Source organism: Tatumella sp. UCD-D_suzukii, from assembly GCF_000611875.2.
Lineage (GTDB): Bacteria > Pseudomonadota > Gammaproteobacteria > Enterobacterales > Enterobacteriaceae > Tatumella > Tatumella ptyseos.
This window is the reverse complement of sequence record NZ_JFJX01000064.1, coordinates 213547-231659: the sequence shown is the minus strand read 5'-3', so window position 1 is coordinate 231659 and position 18113 is coordinate 213547. Positions and strand designations below refer to the sequence as shown.

Here is an 18113-nt window from a genome sequence, read left to right as displayed (position 1 = left end):
GAATGAGCGATGGCATCACGACTATTTATTGTGCACGGATATATGGCTGCACCCGATCATCACTGGTTTAACTGGCTGAAACAGCAGGCTGAGCAGGCAGGTATCTCTGTTACCGTCCCCCGATTACCGGCTTCACATACGCCGGATCCTGACGCCTGGCTTTCTGCACTGGAAGAAGATATCGGCAGGCCGGATGAAGATACCTGGCTTATCGGACACAGCCTGGGATGTATTACTTTGCTGAATTATCTGACTCAACGCCATCCGGAAGCTTTCGCCGGAGGGCTGCTGCTGGTTGCCGGGTTTAGCGAACCGGTGCCCGGGCTGGAAGAACTGAGTGCCTTTACCCGCCCCCCGGTCAATGGCGCTTCAGTGATCCGCCGGGTAAAGCAACGTGCAGTGATCGCATCACTGAATGACGATATTGTACCCGCCGAATATTCTTTACGACTGAGTCAGCAATTAGCGGCCCGTTTTTACGGATTGCCTGAACACGGACATTTTCAGAGGAGCGATGGTGTGGTCACGTTCCCTCTGGCCGCAGATCTGTTAGGGCAGTTTGGGGCGCTGAAAGTGACGACTGAGGAAATCTCCTTCTGCAATAAATGCTGACTCGTTCTCCCGCTGACGCCATCGGCAACGTAAGGTCAGCTTTTTCATTTTTTTATCATACAGAGATGAAGTATTGAGAAAATTCATCTATAGCACTGTATCCTCGCACCGATGACTCCGGATGGAGAAGGGCATAAAAATTACCTGCCGGGTGCGCACGTCGGGGATAGTGTTTGATATTTTGAGAATGATTTAAATACTCACTGAACGGATGAAAAATAACGGTCGATGGACAACACAGTAATATCTTAATAACACCGGGGATGAAGAAGACGATACTCTCTGACGGGAGAATGCATAGTTAGCGGGGTTATCACAGGTGAGTTGATTATTGTATGACATCTCACGGTTATTAAATGAAGAAAGAGTTAATTTTATTTTTTGTGTTTTGTGAACAGATGTCCGAATTATAACGTTTTCAGCAGTGTTTAAAAACAGGTATGCCAGCCGAAGTCTGGTAATTATTACCGGGGAATGTAAGCAAACGCAGGTGCCGGGGGGAATGACCGGAGCCGGTAAAGGCTCCGGATAAATCAGCCCTGAGGTCCGCCGGCAGGACCGTGACCCAGAGGGCCGCCTGGTACGGATTGTCCGCTCGGTGCTACGGGTCTGCCATGATCTACCGCATCGCTGTGATACTGACATCCCGCCAGCGCAGCCAGTGCAACCAGTACTAATAATCCTTTTGTGGCATTGTTAATCATAATTCACCCTTAATTTATATTAATGAATTTTCATGGAACCAAATAAAGCGTAGTTTACTATTAATGATTCTGCAAAATATCACTTCAGGGCATTTCATTTCACCTCCCGGATATACCGGAATGATGAAGAAGTGACAGTGGGTAGCACTAAGTAAGGACAGAGGCAGGGGCAATTCAAGACAGTGTCAGTGAGTTTTGCTAAAGTGCCTGCATCAGACAAAGAACGGATGATTTATGGTTTCATTAAAAGATGTTGCGCGCCTTGCCGGTGTCTCAATGATGACAGTGTCACGGGTCATTCATAATAGTGATTCGGTACGGCCGGATACGCGGGAAAAAGTCTCCCGGGCCATTGAAGCCCTGAATTATGTGCCGGATCTCTCCGCCCGTAAAATGCGAGGAAAGGGACGCCAATCCTCGACCCTCGCAGTACTGGCTCAGGACACGGCTACAACACCTTTTTCTGTCGATATACTACTGGCGATTGAACAGACCGCGATTGAGGCTGGCTGGAATTGTTTTCTGATTAATATCTTTTCAGATAAGGATGCAGCACGAGCGACCCGTCAGCTGTTGTCACACCGGCCGGACGGTATCATCTATACCACCATGGGCTTACGGCAGGTAACCCTGCCTTCATCGCTGCGCGACAGAAACATTGTACTGGCAAACTGCCTCAGCACGGATCCTGAACTGCCTGCCTATATCCCTGATGATTACCACGCTCAGTATGAGGCAACCGAATATCTGATCCGTGCCGGTTACCGGCGTCCGCTCTGTGTCTGGTTGCCTGAAGGGGCTCCGGCTACCGGCCCCAGACGCCAGGGGTTCGAAGATGCCTGGAAAGCTGCGGGCCGGGAGCTCGAACCTGTCGCGCAATATTATATGGCCAGGGGAGATCAGTATGGCACGGATCTGGTTGCTATCCTCGAGCCCTGGCTGCGGGAAGGCACGCCATCATTCGATGTTCTGATCTGTGGTAATGATCGTGCTGCTTTTGTCGCCTATCAGATCCTGCTAGCCCGCGGGCTCAGGATCCCGCAGGATGTTGCGGTGCTGGGCTTTGATAATCTTGTCGGGGTAGGGCACCTTTTCCTGCCGCCGCTGACGACAGTCCAGCTTCCCCATGACATTATCGGCAGGGAAGCTGCCTTACACATTATTGAAGGGCGTCAGATCAGTGGCCAGCAACGGATCCCTTGTCCGTTACTGATTCGGGAGTCGGCGTGAAAGTATTAACTGAGTTCCGATAGCTCCCCCCGGATCAGCAATGCTTCTCCTTCTGCAGCATACAGTGAAAGCTTGCGATCATTTTCCCCGGGATAAATCCGTGCGGACAACACCTGTCCGCCATCATTAATAAAAACTTCAAGCGATGAAATATCGATGAATACCCGTAGTGTTATGCAGGATCCTGTCGGCAGCGGGATACGCTGCGGATCATTCGGATGTTCATCAGGGGGGCTGCGGTACAAAGTTAACCATCCGGCTTGTTGATCAATCATCAAGGTTGTCCCTGAGCCCAGCTGTAATCCGTACGTCTTTGCGTCGGAGTGTTCCGTATCCCAGCACAGCTCCGCTTCAATCGCCAGGGCATTATCATGGATAACGCAGTGGGCGGAGATCCTGCCTGCCTGAAGTGAGTGAGTCTGCCGGCGTAAATTTCTGACTTCCCGGGCGGGTTGCTGGAGCCATTTTCCACCGGGTCCTGTGAGCTCGCGGGGAAGGCTCATATAACCGGCCCAGCCTTGCGGCAACGTCGGGATGGCTGCTCCCGGGGTTTGCATGCTGGCGATAAGTATTCTTCTTCCGTCAGGCGTCAGGCAACTTAGCGGTGCTGAAAAATCCTGTCCCCTGCTTACTGGCGGCACAGTCTTAATATAATGATGAGTTTCTTCTGATCCGATCGGTGATATCTGCCGGGGATCCAGCCCGTCAGGATCATCCCCCGGGCCCGATGCCGTCAGTAATAGCAATTGATCTTCAATAAAGCGATCCGCATATCCCCGGACCGGGCTTCTTACCGATAGGGTACTTCCGACCAGAGTCCAGTCTGTTAATGAATTTCCCCGGTAAATCAGACAGTGTTCTGTATTTTGATCACTGCGGCCATTAACCACCATCCACCATTGCCCGGCTCGAAAGCAGACTTCCGGATCCCGGAACTCTGCGATCCCTGTGGGCGGGGAGAGGATCACACCTTGTTTTTCAAAACGGGCGCCGTCTTCGCTGGTGGCAAGGCATAACGACTGTCCTGCCATAGACTGGCAGGGGGATGTTTTCTGGCCGGTATAGATCAGTGATAAGTGACCATTATCATTGATGGCGCAACCGGAGGAGCAGCCACCAATATCGGCTTCTGTGTCCGGAGCCAGGGCAAGTGGTTCATGGAACCAGCGGAGCAGATCTGTACTGGTGGCGTGCCCCCAGTACATCCGGCCGGGGTTTGCGCTTAGGGGATTATGCTGATAGAAAAAATGATATCTGTCGCCAAACCAGAGAAGACTATGGGGGACGCCCATCCGGCCGGCCGGCGGAGCAAGGTGATAGCGCGGGTAAAAAGCATTTCCGCGATGGATCATCTGTTTGGTCAGTGCAATCTGGGCGGCATACAGCGGAGAGAGGCTCATCTTTATTTCCGGAACGAGTGATTGTTAACGTTAACTTTTTTGTTCAGACAATGTCTAATCAGCACTCCGGATGATAAACGTAAATGTTAACGTTAACTATTTTTTTTGCAGACATTACCTGAGGCGCAGGTTCCCGATGTATAAACAGAAGTCATCAACGACACATCCTGCCGCCTGCTTCAGAGCAGGGATGTGTCGGTAAGCGCGGAAGCGAGCACAAGGGAGAGGGGATAAAACATAAACCGGCACGTTCAGATAGTTAAGAGCAGGAATCTATCAGACAGCATTACAGGCTTTCTGTCTGCAACGCCGTTATCCGGGGCTTGCCGTCAGGAAGTGAAAAAGAGGCTAGTCTTCCTCGTCACGGGCTTTGCTGGCCCGCAGTCGTTCATAATGCTCATCTTCTGCGGTAATAATTTCATCTAACAGGGAGTCCATATCCACCGTGTGAGTCTCTTCTGTAAACAGCCCGGTCAGCGGGGTTTCAGGTGTTAATTTACCGTTTTCATAAAGCAGCCAGATCTCTTTCGCATACCGGGTATTCAATAGTTGCGGTGCAAACCGGCCATAGTAAGCGATAATATTCCCGACATCGCGGGCAAACATCGACTCAGCATGATTGTTCGCAGCTGCATCCACCGCCTGGGGCAGGTCAATGATCACCGGACCTTCAGCGGCCTGTAACACATTGAATTCTGATAAATCCCCGTGCACGATCCCGGCACACAGCATGCGGACAATATTACGGATCATGGTGTGGAAACCGGCCATTGCCTCTTCTTCGCTCAGGGCAACATCACTGAGACGAGGAGCCACAGCCCCCTGTACATCAGTCACCAGCTCCATCAGCAGCACACCATCAATGCACATATAAGGCTGAGGTACCCGGACTCCGGCATTATCCAGTCTGAAAAGTGCATCAACTTCCGCCGTCTGCCAGGTTTCTTCCTGCTGTTTGCGGCCGAACTTAGAGTTTTTTTGCATTGCGCGGGCACTTCGTGAGTTACGGACGTTACGTCCTTCACGGTAATGTACGGCCTGTTTGAAGCTACGTTGAGTGGTTTCTTTATAGACTTTGGCACAACGGATTTCTTCACCACAAAGCACGGTATATACATCGGCCTCTTTACCGCTTTTCAGGCGCTGAAGTACTGCATCGATCATTCCGTCATCAATGAGTGGCTGAATTCTGTGGGGAATTTTCATGCGGCGTTATACCTTATTCAAGCCGTTATTCTTAGCAATAACACAGAAGCAGATACTGTAAAAACGGGCAGTGTATGGATGAAGTTTTTCTGATTATACCGGATAAAAGTGTCTTTTGGATCTCTCCGTTAAACTCATAAGTAATAACGATTGTTGATTCAAAACAAATTATTACCCTGCAGCGCGTTGGCCCGGACCCTCCGCCCGGGCCGGCGGTAGCCCCGGGACAGGACCCCGGGCATCCGTCATGGTGAGGTTTCAGAGAGAACAGGACGCTGCCGGACGACGAGCCGCAGAGCCGCAGAGCCGTACATAGCATCATCGTTGGTGATGTGAACCGGGGTAACCCTCCGCCGTCGTCCGGAGCGATTTGTTACCCTCATAGCCTTTCAGCGGGCGTACCTTGAGTCAATCCGGGCGGGCGTGCTTCTCCCTTATTCCGGTACAGGGATAAGCGGTTTTACTGTTAACAGCGAATGAGTCGCGGTTCACCGCTGGCTGGCAGGGTGAAGGCACCATTTACTGAAAAACCGGCAGATCTTTACCGTCATTAACCAGATGCGCTTTCGCCAGTTGCGTAAATACATTCAGCGGACATAATTCCCCGACGGCGGTTTCCCGGCATCCGGAGTGTCTGAATTCTGCGACCGGCAAAGGGTCCTGCGCATTCAACGGCGAAAGCTGACGCCATTGGTCTAATGTTCTGGCGGTGAAGGTCAGACGTATAAACCGTTGTCCGGTCTGTGTATCCAGATATCGCCCGATGATCAGCGCCCCGCCAGGCGGAATATCGTTCCGGGGGTAAAGCGGCAGCTGCCAGTTAAAACCGAGCATCGTCTGGATTTGCGCAATATTCGTATCATGAGCAGCAAAGATAACCAGAGGACTCTGCAAAGGGTCATTGTCTGATCTCAGCGATGTATTGCTTCCCTGACGTGGGGTAAACGCACGGATTATCTGGCGCATTAATAGCGAACCGCCATGGCTGGCATTTTCCAGGGTGTCACTGATAAGATCATATTTGGCCGCATGTAACGCCATCAGGTCACTGACCTGACGGGCATTTCTGGCATGACCAAAGGCAACCTCTGACAGTGGCAGGTTTTCGCTATATTGCAGCCGAATAGTTTCTCCGATATTAGCCCCTTCGGAAAGCGGTCCGCCTGATTTTACTTTGCCATGTTCGCTGATATTGATTTTCCAGGGATTATCAAGAAACCGGCAACTGTTTATCGTTTCTGCACAGACGGCCTGTCGTAAATCAGCCACTGCTTTCCGGTAGGTTTTTTCTGCCCGGGCAGCAGAACCCAGTCTTTCTTCAATCTGCTGATAGACTTTATCTTTATCCGGTGCGGCTATACCCATAGCAACGGTATCAAATAATGGATCAGCTTTATGTGCAGTGAAATGTATCGGTATTCCGCAGCCCGGAAACATCCCATCCAGTAATGCGGTGCCGGTGGCTTTGGTTCGCTGAGAGGGTGCTGTCCATACCCAGACATTCCCGGCGGCCGGACAGCCCGCAGTTTCATTTAACGGTAATCCTGCGGTCCGCCATGTTTTCAGCAGCCAGGCCCCCTGAGCCAGCATACCGGCGTAACCATGGCCGGTCAGAAATCCGTCCGGGACACTCCATTCCGGCCATAGCAGACCGGTGGCTTTATCCAGGCTGGCGGTATTAGTTTGTGGTCTGACACCGTGCCGTATCAGCATAACAACTTTCTCTAACTGATAACGATCATTATCTGCGGGCGCGGCCTGAGAGCAGGGGGCCAGACCGGAGCAAAGGCTGGCAAGCAGCAGGTTAATCGTGAGTATTTTTTTCATCACTATCCCCGGGGATCATTAAAATTCATACGAAATACCGGTAATAAATTCGGTTTGTCGTTGAGAAGAGCTTTTCGATAAGGAGACGTTCTTCACGCCGATATAGGGTAACCAATGATGGGTGAGCTGATAACCCGCCTTCACTTCCTGCTCAGTATCCTGTTTTTTATTATTATATAAATTTTCATTACCGTGATACCAGGTAAAGGTATAACTTAATTTGAAATCATCAATTTTCTGTGAAATCTCACTGTCAATCCGGTCAACACGTTTTATCGGCTTGTTCTCTTCATCAGCAATTTCTTTACGGTAGCGGAAAGAGAGGCGGGTATTATCAGAGAGATGATATTTTAATTTCAGAGAAGGTTTATATTTTTTCTCATGGTCTTTAATTTCATAAACCATGGCGGGTTCGATACCGGTATTTTCTGTCAGTTTATAGGTGTAATTGAGTTTGACTTCTTTCTCTGCCAGTTTACGCCGATCGGTGAAGTTACCTGAATCACCATTATCCTTTTCTTCAGGGGGAAACTTCATTTTTGCCCCGATCCCGATACCTGACCGGAAGGTATGAGAGAGCGTCAGTACATCTGTATGTTCTTTGGTGAGGTCTTCATATTTATGTTTGTAATCTAATTCCAGTGCCAGAGCAGAATGTGTCATAAACAGCAAGCTGGTCAGTGTGATACATGCAACTGTATTTTTTTTAAGCATGGTTGTTTTTCCCGGAGGTATATTGAGCCGCTGAAAGTTACGGATTAACTGTTGCTCTTATATTTCAGCGTAAAGGCAGTTTTGTGACAGGTTGCGTCATGCAGGGAGATATATTTTTCACAGGAAAGCAGAGGTCCGGAATATGCTATTTAATAGTTCTTTCGGTAGAGTGAAATGTTTTATTTTGAAGCTTTTATTCGTGCCTCCGCAGAGTTTTATCATAGTGAGAACTATTCCATAGCGGCATCCGAAAGCATGGTTTTTTCTTTTTCGGGAACGGAGCAACATCAGTGGATTTATTCACTTCCTTCACTACCTGATGCGGCAATCGAACAGATAACTGCAGCACACGCCGCTGATGGCCGGAAGACATATTTCGGTGCAGAACGAAGCATCACTTTCCTTCCGGTAATAACATGAGTGCAACTTCCCGAAGGAGATATAATATGATAGCCGTACTTTTTGAAGCAGACATCCAGGCTCAGTCACAGGAAAGATATCTTGAACTTGCCTCTGCACTGAAACCGATGCTGGCGGAAATCCCTGGATTTATTGCGATTGAACGGTTCCGCAGTCTGAATGACCCTGAGAAAATACTGTCCCTTTCCTGGTGGGAGGATGAGGGCGCTGTGCTGAGGTGGAAAAGTCATGCACTGCATCTGCAAGCTCAGGAAGAAGGTAAGCGGTCTGTATTCTCCTCATACAGGATACGTGTTGCCAGTGTCTGTCGTGATTATTCTTCGGAGAGGAGGTCACTTCCGCATGTATAACCTTCATATCATCTTACGCAATACTCCGGGAGAACTGGCGACGATGGGCCGGTTACTGGGGCAGAACCAGATTGGGCTTGAAGGGGGCGGAGTATTTACGGTGGGCGAAGAAGGGCATGCGCATTTTCTGGTTGAAAAGGGGGAAAGTGCGCGCGAAGTGCTGACAGAGGCAGGGTTTGATGTCAGAAGCGTATGCCGGCCACTGATCAGAAAATTATCACAGGAAACGCCGGGAGAACTGGGTGAAATTGCCAATACACTGGCGCAGTGTGGTGTGAACATTCTGGTACAATACAGTGACCACCATAACAGGCTGATACTGCTGACCGATAATGACAAGCGGGCCGCTGAAGCGACAAGACGATGGGAAACCGGTATTTAAATGGCTCACGGGAAACATGGACTAAAAATTGAGGCGGATGACTCGCTGGAGCAAGCCATGTCAGTCTTTGCCGCGGCTATCGCCGATCCCTCCAGAGCCAGTATTTTATGTGCACTGATGGATGGCAGAGCCTGGACGGCAACAGAGCTAAGCATGGTTGCCGATGTCGCTCCCTCGACTGCCAGCGGCCATCTGACCCGTCTGTTGAATAATGGACTGGTTGTCTGCCTGATGCAGGGGCGTCATCGTTATTACAGTCTCGCCGGGACGCACATTGCCGGGTTGCTGGAAAATCTGATGGGCGTTTCTGTGCAAATCCGCCATACAGCCGTGACCCGGACACCCGTACCGTTGCGATATGCCCGTACCTGTTACGATCATCTTGCAGGCGAACTTGCCGTAAACATCTATGATGCACTGCTGCGGGAGAAATGGATAGTTGCTGACGGTAGCTCACTGACTGCAGCAGGAAAGGCGCACTTTACTGAAATGGGCGTGGTAATGGATCCCCGCTCCCGGCGCAAGCCCTGCTGCGCATGTCTTGACTGGAGTGAAAGACGCTTTCATCTGGGGGGCAGCGCCGGTTCAGGTTTATTGTCGCTGTTCGAAACGAAAGGGTGGATCCACCGTACCGTCGGCTATCGTGAAGTCCGGGTTACCGAAAGTGGCAGCAGCGCATTACCCCGCTGGTTTAATCTGAACTCTTAATTATCAAACCGGGTGTTCTGCTCCGGTAATATCAGATGCGGTGTCTCTGTCAGACATAGAGACACTGAAGCCAAATAATTTATCTTAACCCGGGGAAGCGCTGGTTTGATCCCTTCAATGCTCCCTCCCGAAACAAACGCTACAACTCTCCTGGCGACAGTGTGTCCGGATGTAACCACTCTGCACCTCACGGCAGAGGGAATATGCGGTTTATATTTTTCTGTTGCTGCAGCCATTTTTGTGTGTTCCGGGAGGTTTGTGTCAGGCCGTCGGAACTTTCTTTCCGGAAAGATCATCTTTAAAGAAAATCAGGAAGAACACGACAACGATGCCAGCGATCATCGCTGAGAATAGCCAGAAGTTTTCCCATTGCGGTAATGCTTCCGGCCCTTGCTCTGTCACCGTACTGTTGAATATCTGCCCACAGAGGGTAGAGGCGAACAACAAGCCTATACCGTTGGAGACGATGAAACGCAGGCTCTGCGCCTGAGCTTTAATTTCGGGCTGCGCTTTACGATCCACATAGATATCGCCGACGGTGAAAAAGAAGTCCCAGCAAAAACCTTGCAGCATCAGGCCAATCAGGACGAACATCATATTGGCGTCCAACGCGGCCTGAGAAAATAACAACGAGCGGATTATCCAGCAGACGGCGCCCAACAGCAGCGTCACTTTGAAACCGGCTTTCAGCAGGACGAATGACAGCAGGAACATAAAGATAACTTCGCAGGCGACTCCTGCCTGCATCATTGATGCCGCGTTATCAACACCGAGCGCTTTCAGGAAGACCGGGATATAAGCGGAATAAGCAGTTTTAGGGATCATCAACACAAAGATAGTCAGCATCAGAATCGAGAAATTGCGATCTCTGAACAGTGATAATGCATCCAGGCATAATAAATCACGCAGGACGAAGGTTCGTCCTTTCGCCTTTGGCGGGGTATCCGGTAGGGTAAAACAGTATAATCCCAGAGCCACGGCGGAGGCGGAAGCGATATACCATGTTGTGGTATCGCCCGAGTAGCCCATCTGGCCGATGATAAAACCAATCACCATAAAACCGAATGTACCGAAGACACGAATAACCGGAAAATACTTCACGCCATTAATATGGCTGAAACTAATGCTGTTGGCCAGGGCCGTCGTAGGGTAAAACAGTAAGCCAACAAAGAAGATCATCATCAGCGTCATGGGGGTGTTATGCGCTTCAATAAACTGTGGCACACAGAGGATCACTCCTGCGTTAATCAGGTGCAGGGTCGCCATTACCTTTTGCGAGGCGAAGAAGCGATCGGCAACCATACCGATAAACAGCGGGGAAAGAATAGTAGCGAGACCCAGTAAAGCATAAGCAGTACCGATAATCGTCGCCATACCATAGCTACTAAGCACCAGCCCCATCGTCATATTCCACGCGCCCTGCATAAAGTACTGCACAAACATCATCACCAGAAGACGAGGTGTTTTATTCAAATCCATTTGATTAACCCTGCTAAATATTAATGGTCAGGCCGTCATAGGCCACGGTAATATTTTTATCGGCGCAAGCCGCTACAAGCTCTTCATGCAGCAGTTTTCCGGAGTGAGAGATATGTGATACCAAAATCTTGCTGCCGGCATGCAAACAGGCTATCGCACGCAGTTTTTCCCTGGCAGCAAAGACAGTCTCCAGGCTCATATGGTTATCGGTTCGGCTTTCGCCGTTATATCCGTATGTACATTCCAGTACCGCCAGATCGATTTTTTTCCCTGCCAGCCATTGCCAGGTGAGTTCAGGAAACCACCCTGAATCATGACCATAGAAGATCGCTTTCCCTTCTTTTTCAATGAACCAGGTATAGCAAAGCTCCCATTTTGCATGGTTTGCCAGTAGCGGAGTGATCCGGTAGCCACAGGTCTCTACAGTGACAAAAGGGACGAGACAGTGAAACCCGAATCGCTCATGGCTATAACCGGGTAATACTTCAGCCGCGCCGTTAATGGCACGATCGTTACCAAAGATATGCAACGGATGATCTATCTCAAACCCGTATCCTTCCATGCGGCTGAAGAGTTCTCCAACATTGAAGTGGTCGGGATGTGTATGGGTGAAGAGCAGAGTGGATATTGTCGTTGCATCTAAGTTGTCCCTCAGCAGTTGTTGGCTGAATTCGGGCGCGATATCGATCAGCAGTTCGTCGTCAATGATGACGGATGAATGTGTACGTAAATCTTTACCTTTAAGGATGCGGGCTTGCTGGCAGTGTGCACAGCGGCAGAACGGATTGGGGATCCCTTCAGAGGCTGCCGTTCCCAGAAAATGAATTTTCATTGCTTACTCTCCTATCTCCCTGAACGTTATCGGTATTCTTTGCTGCTCCCTGATGCAATAAAAATAAATCGGAACATATCAATTATGCTCTGTACCACGGTTGAAACAATGGTCTTGTACTCTGAAGGTGATCCTCTTCAAGGAATAAATATTTGTCATGATAAAAATCTTTAGCGATATCCGTGGGCTGATTTTTTACAGTCATCGTTTTTGTAACTCTCAACGAATAGCCAGGAAGAACACAGTAAGATCAGAGGTGAACGGTTTAGGGATATTGATTTTTTCAGTCTATCCTTATTTTCCAGCCACCAATTTATTTTACCTTTATCTGTAAATGGAAAATTTTTACTAAAATATAGCTATGACTACCATTATTATGAACTGTAATCATTTCCACAAGGCGCAGGGAAAGCCAAAGCCAAAAACAAGAAAATATACAGGTAGTCAAGGTGAGTAAAGTAGGACGTTTGATTTTTCAATCAATTTTGTTCTTCAGTGCTTCATCGGGTAGTTTCGATATTGATCATAAATGATTTTAAATCAGACTGATTGTATCTCATGAGTACAAACCAGCTACGAAAAAAAGAACAGATTGAGTCTGAATTTCTGAATATCGTCGACATTAAGTCTCAAGTGGCCCTCGACTTTGTAGTGCAACACTGTGCAGAAATAGTTATTGCCAACCTATAATGGTTTAATGGTTTTTTATTTCCCGGATGCTGTAAGGAGTAATAATCATCCTTCTAATTTAATCCTGTTATCTATCGAAGTTTTGTGGTCTGGTTTCCTGCAGAACATTTCTTACTATTTTTTCTTCTGTTTCCTATTGTTTTATGACTGGTGCAAACCGTAGAGAGTGGGTGATATTATTCTGTCTCTTTATTGGAGGGGTGGTTCTAATCATAATTGGTTCTCATTCTCTTACCGTTTTCATTTACCCGATATATTCCTCCGTCTACCCAAAAAGATAGTCCTGTATTTTTCCCATTCATCACAAACATCAGGGAATTTTTATTAATACAATTTAGTGGTGGTTTCATATCATTAAAACAGAGCCTGTCATAACCATCAGTTTCTACGTATCCATCGCCAAAATCCCAAAAGCTGATCGTATAATTACCTTCTGAGTCTGGATCAGGAATGTCGTATTTTTCTTTAAGCATACCCTTGTTTTTCAGCCACCAGTCTATTTTTCCTTTATCGGTATAAGGGAAGTTATTAACCAAAACATCACTATAATGACTTTCCTGATGAACGGCAACAATCTCTACCGGATGCTTTGATAGCAAAATCCGGTAACTGATTAGTGCGCAGCCAGAAAATAATAATAATCCAAATAGTTCTTTTTTATGTTTCATTGCGCCCACCTGTGATCCGGATAGTGGCTTCCATATTGGTCATGAAAGGCTTAAATCCAAACCGATTACATCTCTGGAGAACAAACCAGATACGGAAAAAATTGAACTGGCTAAATTTTTTGTTAAGGATATCATGATGATCCAGACCAAAATGGTCCTGTACCTTATAATGCACCACTGCCTGGTAACGATCATTGTAAATATTTAGAGATATTAAAGTGATATGCGTTGCCCAGGTATCATGAACGGTTATTCCCATGCCATTAAAGTTATCCTGGAAACGGTCAAATTTTGGGAGTTTCCCTTTCATGATCGCTGTTTTCAGCTCATATTTTTTATCTGCCGGGAAGTAGTTATTTTCCCATTCAATGCGGTTTTTAAATACATCTTTTAACCAAAGGCGGGAACGGTTTCTCGTCTTGTCACTAAGAATATGCTCCTTTAATGCTCTGTCCAGCGACGGATCACGGAAGGGTGTTCCGTTACCGTTCTGCATATGGGTGATCATTTTTTCGATCAGATGCTTGTAGGGGCCATACACTGAAAACAGGCGTGATAAATCACGGAATTCATCAAACAAAATATTGGCACATTGCTGGCTGCTGATCTTTTCCCCCTGGCCACGCAGGTTACAGCAGAACATGGACCGGGGACGATCCATTGAGGAACGCCGCTTAAGCGTCCACGGATCAACCCGGTCAGAAATGTAATCCAGCCGATACAGGGATTTCAACTGTTCTTCGGTAAGATCACCGCAGCGCATATCTTTGGCGCTATAGTCGTCCATCCGGTTTTGAGTTCTGAACAGGGTAAAGGGGAACTGTAGTGCAGTCATTGATACACACTCCTTGTGTCAGTATCCGTTATGCTCACTTTATGTACAGAATACGCGACGTAATAGCAAAAAGGGAACCTGATACAGGGAGTCTTAGTAATATTTGTGGGTTCTCGCACAAAATTATAGGGGGGTTACTTTCCTGACATCGTGCCTTGGGGAGGGATATCTCTGAAAGTGAATGGTTCTTTTTGCAGGGATACTTACAGATGCTTACAGCACAACATGCGGGTACGCCCGGGAGGGGAGCAGACAACATCGAAGAGTTTGTAGGGGAATGGCATCGTTAAAAGGAGTTGGGGCAGGCGGTAAGGGGTTGCCGCTTTTCTCTCCGTCGAGATAGCCTCCTGAGCATTTCGCTACTTCCACACGGCTGGTGCAAGCCGGATAGGGTGGATGATTTTATTGCTGTCACTACGCGAGGGCTGCAAAACTACCTTGACACGCACCGACTAATCGGAGGCGACTTTTATAATGTCACCATTCTGGCCTAAGCGATAATTATCACCATCATATACAGTAAAAACAGTACCTCTATTTTTACTATTAGTCACAGTGAATACAGCATCTTTTTCAATACAGTTTTTTTTGGTTTTCATATCATTGAAACAAAATCTGTCATATTTCCCCTCCTCTTTATAACCATCCCCAAACAACCAGACTGTAACCGAAAAAGAGCCATCCTTCGCTGGGTTAGGAACGTTATACTTTTCTTTAAAAGTAGCTTTGTTTTCCATCCACCAATTTATTTTACCCTTATCTGTAATTGGAGGATTTTGAATCAAAATAGCACTAAAATTATTCCCTCTATGATGAACGGCAATAATCTCTACAGGACGCAGAGACAGCCAAATCCAGTATCCCGGAAGCACACAGCCAGCCAGAAAGAACAGCGCAATGGCTTTCTTTTTTTTCATTCTCATTTGCGGGTTCCGATGATTTCTATGGTGGCTTCCATATTGGTCATAAATGGCCTGAAACCAAACTGATTATAACGCTGGAGTACAAACCAGATACGGAAAAATCTGAATTGGTTAAACTTAAACTTTGAAATATCATCAACATCAAGGCCAAAGTGATCCTGGACTTTGTAATGCACCACAGCCCGGTAACGATCATTATCAATCTGGAGTGATTTAATCGTAATATGCGTTGCCCAGGTATCATGGACGGTGATCCCCATGCCGTTGAAATTATCCTGGAAACGGTCAAACTTAGGGAGTTTACCTTCAAGAATTGTTTCTTTTAGCCAGTGCGTTTCTTTTAATGGATAACATTTTTCTTCCCAGTCAATTTTGTCATTTAAAGTCTCCCCCAGTCTCCAGCGAGTACTATTTTTTGTATTCTCCCTGAGAATATGTTCTCTCAACGCCCTGTCCAACGCTATATCACGAAGGGGGGGGCCGGTGCCGTTCTGCATCTGGGTGATCATTTTTTCGATCAGATGCTTGTAGGGGCCATACACTGAAAACAGGCGTGATAAATCACGGAATTCATCAAACAAAATATTGGCACATTGCTGGCTGCTGATCTTTTCCCCCTGGCCACGCAGGTTACAGCAGAACATGGACCGGGGACGATCCATTGAGGAACGCCGCTTAAGCGTCCACGGATCAACCCGGTCAGAAATGTAATCCAGCCGATACAGGGATTTCAACTGTTCTTCGGTAAGATCACCGCAGCGCATATCTTTGGCGCTATAGTCGTCTATCCGGTTTTGAGTTCTGAACAGGGTAAAGGGGAACTGTAGTGCAGTCATTGATACACACTCCTTGTGTCAGTATCCGTTATGCTTACTTTATGTACAGAATACGCGAGGTAATAGCAAAAAGGGAACCTGATACAGGGAGTCTTAGTAATATTTGTGGGTTCTCGCACAAAATTATAGGGGTGTTACTTTCCTGACATCGTGCCTTGGGGGAGGGATATCTCTGAAAGTGAATGGTTCTTTTTGCAGGAAGACTGACAGGAGGGCGGATGATTTTATTGCGGTCTCCATGCGAGGAAGAGCGGTTTTATTCGTCTTTAAGTTTTATTATTTTCCCATCTGTTCTTAGATGATATTCGCCATCATTTACTGTAAATATAGTGCCTCTGTTCTTGCTGAAACTGATTGAAAATACCCTATCCTTTTCAATACAGTTTATAGGTGTTTTCATATCGTCAAAGCAAAGTCTGTCATATTTCCCTGACTCTTTATAACCCTCTCCAAATAACCAGAAAGTCAGATAGAAATGACCATTCCTATCAGGTTTTGGAATATCATATTGATCGTTTAACATATCCTTGTTTTTTAACCACCAGTTAATTTTTGCTTTATCAGTCGGCGGAAAACTAGTGACCAGAACATCACTGAAACCACTACTTCTGTGATGAATGGCTATGATCTCCACGGGACGTAGAGACAACCAAAGTCCGTAGCTAAGTAGCACGCAGACAGCCAGAAAGAGCGGAACAATAGTTTTCTTGTTTTTCACTCTCATTTGCGAATTCCTGAAATTTCGACGGTAGCTTCCATATTGGTCATGAACGGCTTAAAGCTAAACTGATTGTACCGCTGGAGAACAAACCAGATACGGAAGAAATGGAACTGGCTAAATTTTGTTTTCGTTATATCGTCCCTGTCGAGACCAAAGTGATCCTGTACCTTATAATGCACCACTGCCCGATAACGATTATTGCCGATATGCAATGATTTTATAGTGATCTGCGTTGCCCAGGTATCATGAATAGTAATCCCCATGCCATTAAAATTATCCTGGAATCTGTCGTATTTAGGTAACTTACCACCCGATATGGCTTCATACAGCTTTACCTTTTCAATAAATGGATAAATGTTACTGTCCCATTCTATATTGTCTTCAAGTGCTTTCTGCAATAACACACGTGTACTATTTTCCTGCGAGTTATCCCTGATAATATGCTCCTTTAAAGCCCTGTCCAGAGATACATCACTGAAGGGGGTTCCGTTGCCGTTCTGCATGTGAGTGATCATCTTTTCGATCAGGTGACTGTAAGGCCCGTAAAGGGAAAACTTGCGGGATAACGAGCGGAATTCATCAAACAACATTGCGGCACACTGCTGGCGGGTAACCTTTTCACCCTGGCCGCGCAGCTTACAGCAGAACATGGAGCGGGGACGATCCATCGAGGAACGCCGCGTAAGCGTCCAGGGATCAACCCGATCAGAAATGTAATCCAGCCGATATAGGGACTTTAACTGTTCTTCGGTCAAGTCGCCACAGCGCATATCCTGAGCGCTATAGTCGTCCATCCGGTTTTGAGTTTTGAACAAGGTGCAGGGGAACTGTAGTGCAGCCATTGATACACACTCCTTGTGTCAGTATCCGTTATGCTCACTTTACGTACAGAATACGCGACTCACTAGCAAAAAGGGAACCTGATACAGAGGGGCCGGGCAATATTTGCGGGCTTTCGCACAAAATTACAGGGGTGTTGTTTTCCTGACGTCGGGCCTGGGGGATGGATATCTTTGAAAGTGAATAGTTCTTTTTGCAGGGATACTTACATTCCCGAACGACAGACACAAAAAAGCCCGCAGGGCTTACGCCTTGCGGGCTCTTAGGACTTCATCGGATGACTCTGGTATCACCGATGGAGAATTTGGGCTGGCGGAATCTGAATAAATACTTCAATTTATTGTTTTAATAGGTTTTTATTTAATTCAGTTTTCTTCCGTGTACCTAAACGTGTACCAATTATTTTTCTTATCAGGAAATGTACTCCCGGAAACCTCATTTCTCTGACGAGATCTGACGTACCGTCATCAGGAATTCATGAGCAGTGGTTTCCCAAAGTTCAGGCGAAAAATCAAACCCGTATCGTTTCCTGAACTCCTCTTCGACACCGTCACCATAGGCGGAGATAAAATCATCAACTTCTTCGACGAGATCTTTGAGCATCCAGTCTGGCGCTGACTTTTTGAACAGCTGTACAATGCCTTCAATCGCATCCTCGCCATCATTGATGATGTCGGCATCCTGGTTGAAATAACCGAAAATCAGTTGGTCAAGAAAGTGGAAGTTTTGCATTTTG

At 47.2% G+C, this 18113-nt stretch carries 20 protein-coding genes and 1 pseudogene; 6 read left to right on the top strand and 15 right to left on the bottom strand.

Features of this window, described 5'->3' with window-relative positions; all coding sequences use genetic code 11:
• The first annotated feature begins 9 nt into the window (after positions 1 to 9).
• On the top strand, positions 10 to 612 hold the full coding sequence (locus tag CG67_RS15010) for an alpha/beta hydrolase (RefSeq protein WP_025903756.1): 603 nt from the start codon (positions 10 to 12) through the stop codon (positions 610 to 612).
• Between the two features lie 533 nt (positions 613 to 1145).
• Here the strand turns inward: CG67_RS15010 and CG67_RS18440 are convergent.
• The gene (locus CG67_RS18440) at positions 1146 to 1316 is read right to left on the bottom strand and encodes a hypothetical protein (protein WP_025903755.1); all 171 of its coding nucleotides are present in this window, start codon (positions 1314 to 1316) and stop codon (positions 1146 to 1148) included.
• Between the two features lie 234 nt (positions 1317 to 1550).
• On the opposite strand from CG67_RS18440, the gene CG67_RS15000 reads away from it, so the two are divergent.
• Complete coding sequence (locus CG67_RS15000) at positions 1551 to 2546, top strand: LacI family DNA-binding transcriptional regulator (protein ID WP_025903754.1); 996 nt, start codon at positions 1551 to 1553, stop codon at positions 2544 to 2546.
• A 5-nt stretch (positions 2547 to 2551) separates the two neighbouring features.
• Here the strand turns inward: CG67_RS15000 and CG67_RS14995 are convergent, their stop codons facing one another.
• The 4 genes from CG67_RS14995 to CG67_RS14980 form a co-directional block, all read right to left on the bottom strand.
• Complete coding sequence (locus tag CG67_RS14995) at positions 2552 to 3946, bottom strand: GH32 C-terminal domain-containing protein (protein WP_025903753.1); 1395 nt, start codon at positions 3944 to 3946, stop codon at positions 2552 to 2554.
• Positions 3947 to 4294: 348 nt separating this feature from the next.
• The gene (locus CG67_RS14990; protein ID WP_025903752.1) at positions 4295 to 5152 is read right to left on the bottom strand and encodes a PA4780 family RIO1-like protein kinase; all 858 of its coding nucleotides are present in this window, start codon (positions 5150 to 5152) and stop codon (positions 4295 to 4297) included.
• 519 nt (positions 5153 to 5671) lie between these two features.
• Positions 5672 to 6979 (bottom strand): histidine-type phosphatase, encoded by a 1308-nt coding sequence (locus CG67_RS14985; RefSeq protein WP_038024864.1) that lies wholly within the window; start codon positions 6977 to 6979, stop codon positions 5672 to 5674.
• A gap of 18 nt (positions 6980 to 6997) precedes the next feature.
• The gene (locus CG67_RS14980; RefSeq protein WP_025903750.1) at positions 6998 to 7693 is read right to left on the bottom strand and encodes an oligogalacturonate-specific porin KdgM family protein; all 696 of its coding nucleotides are present in this window, start codon (positions 7691 to 7693) and stop codon (positions 6998 to 7000) included.
• A gap of 174 nt (positions 7694 to 7867) precedes the next feature.
• Here CG67_RS14980 and CG67_RS14975 point away from each other — a divergent pair, with 174 nt between their 5' ends.
• From CG67_RS14975 to CG67_RS14960, 4 genes are read left to right on the top strand one after another with little or no spacing between them, the layout of a single operon-like run.
• The gene (locus CG67_RS14975) at positions 7868 to 8113 is read left to right on the top strand and encodes a hypothetical protein (RefSeq protein ID WP_025903749.1); all 246 of its coding nucleotides are present in this window, start codon (positions 7868 to 7870) and stop codon (positions 8111 to 8113) included.
• Positions 8114 to 8139: 26 nt separating this feature from the next.
• Positions 8140 to 8463: an antibiotic biosynthesis monooxygenase gene (locus CG67_RS14970; RefSeq protein ID WP_025903748.1), complete on the top strand. Its 324-nt coding sequence runs from the start codon at positions 8140 to 8142 to the stop codon at positions 8461 to 8463.
• Positions 8456 to 8845 carry an amino acid-binding protein gene (locus CG67_RS14965; protein ID WP_025903747.1) on the top strand — a complete coding sequence of 130 codons (390 nt, stop codon included), beginning with the start codon at positions 8456 to 8458 and terminating at the stop codon, positions 8843 to 8845. Before CG67_RS14970 ends, CG67_RS14965 begins: the two co-directional genes overlap by 8 nt.
• On the top strand, positions 8846 to 9553 hold the full coding sequence (locus CG67_RS14960; RefSeq protein WP_025903746.1) for a helix-turn-helix transcriptional regulator: 708 nt from the start codon (positions 8846 to 8848) through the stop codon (positions 9551 to 9553).
• A gap of 261 nt (positions 9554 to 9814) precedes the next feature.
• On the opposite strand, the gene CG67_RS14955 is transcribed toward CG67_RS14960, so the two are convergent.
• The 10 genes and pseudogenes from CG67_RS14955 to CG67_RS14915 all read right to left on the bottom strand — a co-directional run bounded on the left by CG67_RS14955 (position 9815) and on the right by CG67_RS14915 (position 18109).
• Complete coding sequence (locus tag CG67_RS14955; protein WP_025903745.1) at positions 9815 to 11032, bottom strand: MFS transporter; 1218 nt, start codon at positions 11030 to 11032, stop codon at positions 9815 to 9817.
• 13 nt (positions 11033 to 11045) lie between these two features.
• Positions 11046 to 11864 (bottom strand): MBL fold metallo-hydrolase, encoded by an 819-nt coding sequence (locus tag CG67_RS14950; protein ID WP_025903744.1) that lies wholly within the window; start codon positions 11862 to 11864, stop codon positions 11046 to 11048.
• 170 nt (positions 11865 to 12034) lie between these two features.
• Positions 12035 to 12199 (bottom strand): annotated as a pseudogene (locus CG67_RS17680) (DUF943 family protein); the annotation flags it as partial.
• Positions 12200 to 12760: 561 nt separating this feature from the next.
• Complete coding sequence (locus CG67_RS14945; RefSeq protein ID WP_025903743.1) at positions 12761 to 13222, bottom strand: DUF943 family protein; 462 nt, start codon at positions 13220 to 13222, stop codon at positions 12761 to 12763.
• Positions 13212 to 14057, bottom strand: coding sequence for a YPO3983 family protein (locus CG67_RS14940; protein ID WP_025903742.1), 846 nt, complete (start codon positions 14055 to 14057; stop codon positions 13212 to 13214). The genes CG67_RS14945 and CG67_RS14940 overlap by 11 nt, the downstream gene beginning before the upstream one ends.
• Positions 14058 to 14509: 452 nt before the next feature.
• Positions 14510 to 14980 carry a DUF943 family protein gene (locus CG67_RS14935; protein ID WP_025903741.1) on the bottom strand — a complete coding sequence of 157 codons (471 nt, stop codon included), beginning with the start codon at positions 14978 to 14980 and terminating at the stop codon, positions 14510 to 14512.
• Positions 14977 to 15816: a YPO3983 family protein gene (locus CG67_RS14930; RefSeq protein ID WP_025903740.1), complete on the bottom strand. Its 840-nt coding sequence runs from the start codon at positions 15814 to 15816 to the stop codon at positions 14977 to 14979. Before CG67_RS14930 ends, CG67_RS14935 begins: the two co-directional genes overlap by 4 nt.
• A 256-nt stretch (positions 15817 to 16072) precedes the next feature.
• Entirely contained in the window at positions 16073 to 16540 is a 468-nt protein-coding gene (locus CG67_RS14925) for a DUF943 family protein (RefSeq protein WP_025903739.1), read from the bottom strand.
• Positions 16537 to 17379: a YPO3983 family protein gene (locus CG67_RS14920; protein WP_025903738.1), complete on the bottom strand. Its 843-nt coding sequence runs from the start codon at positions 17377 to 17379 to the stop codon at positions 16537 to 16539. The genes CG67_RS14925 and CG67_RS14920 overlap by 4 nt, the downstream gene beginning before the upstream one ends.
• 433 nt (positions 17380 to 17812) lie before the next feature.
• Entirely contained in the window at positions 17813 to 18109 is a 297-nt protein-coding gene (locus tag CG67_RS14915; RefSeq protein WP_025903737.1) for a contact-dependent growth inhibition system immunity protein, read from the bottom strand.
• Positions 18110 to 18113 lie beyond the last annotated feature (4 nt).

Coding starts and splice junctions, on each gene's coding strand:
- CG67_RS15010 (WP_025903756.1), top strand. CDS start 10: ATGGCATCACGACTATTTATTGTGCACGGATATATGGCTGCACCCGAT.
- CG67_RS18440 (WP_025903755.1), bottom strand. CDS start 1,316: ATGATTAACAATGCCACAAAAGGATTATTAGTACTGGTTGCACTGGCT.
- CG67_RS15000 (WP_025903754.1), top strand. CDS start 1,551: ATGGTTTCATTAAAAGATGTTGCGCGCCTTGCCGGTGTCTCAATGATG.
- CG67_RS14995 (WP_025903753.1), bottom strand. CDS start 3,946: ATGAGCCTCTCTCCGCTGTATGCCGCCCAGATTGCACTGACCAAACAG.
- CG67_RS14990 (WP_025903752.1), bottom strand. CDS start 5,152: ATGAAAATTCCCCACAGAATTCAGCCACTCATTGATGACGGAATGATC.
- CG67_RS14985 (WP_038024864.1), bottom strand. CDS start 6,979: ATGAAAAAAATACTCACGATTAACCTGCTGCTTGCCAGCCTTTGCTCC.
- CG67_RS14980 (WP_025903750.1), bottom strand. CDS start 7,693: ATGCTTAAAAAAAATACAGTTGCATGTATCACACTGACCAGCTTGCTG.
- CG67_RS14975 (WP_025903749.1), top strand. CDS start 7,868: ATGTTTTATTTTGAAGCTTTTATTCGTGCCTCCGCAGAGTTTTATCAT.
- CG67_RS14970 (WP_025903748.1), top strand. CDS start 8,140: ATGATAGCCGTACTTTTTGAAGCAGACATCCAGGCTCAGTCACAGGAA.
- CG67_RS14965 (WP_025903747.1), top strand. CDS start 8,456: ATGTATAACCTTCATATCATCTTACGCAATACTCCGGGAGAACTGGCG.
- CG67_RS14960 (WP_025903746.1), top strand. CDS start 8,846: ATGGCTCACGGGAAACATGGACTAAAAATTGAGGCGGATGACTCGCTG.
- CG67_RS14955 (WP_025903745.1), bottom strand. CDS start 11,032: ATGGATTTGAATAAAACACCTCGTCTTCTGGTGATGATGTTTGTGCAG.
- CG67_RS14950 (WP_025903744.1), bottom strand. CDS start 11,864: ATGAAAATTCATTTTCTGGGAACGGCAGCCTCTGAAGGGATCCCCAAT.
- CG67_RS14945 (WP_025903743.1), bottom strand. CDS start 13,222: ATGAAACATAAAAAAGAACTATTTGGATTATTATTATTTTCTGGCTGC.
- CG67_RS14940 (WP_025903742.1), bottom strand. CDS start 14,057: ATGACTGCACTACAGTTCCCCTTTACCCTGTTCAGAACTCAAAACCGG.
- CG67_RS14935 (WP_025903741.1), bottom strand. CDS start 14,980: ATGAGAATGAAAAAAAAGAAAGCCATTGCGCTGTTCTTTCTGGCTGGC.
- CG67_RS14930 (WP_025903740.1), bottom strand. CDS start 15,816: ATGACTGCACTACAGTTCCCCTTTACCCTGTTCAGAACTCAAAACCGG.
- CG67_RS14925 (WP_025903739.1), bottom strand. CDS start 16,540: ATGAGAGTGAAAAACAAGAAAACTATTGTTCCGCTCTTTCTGGCTGTC.
- CG67_RS14920 (WP_025903738.1), bottom strand. CDS start 17,379: ATGGCTGCACTACAGTTCCCCTGCACCTTGTTCAAAACTCAAAACCGG.
- CG67_RS14915 (WP_025903737.1), bottom strand. CDS start 18,109: ATGCAAAACTTCCACTTTCTTGACCAACTGATTTTCGGTTATTTCAAC.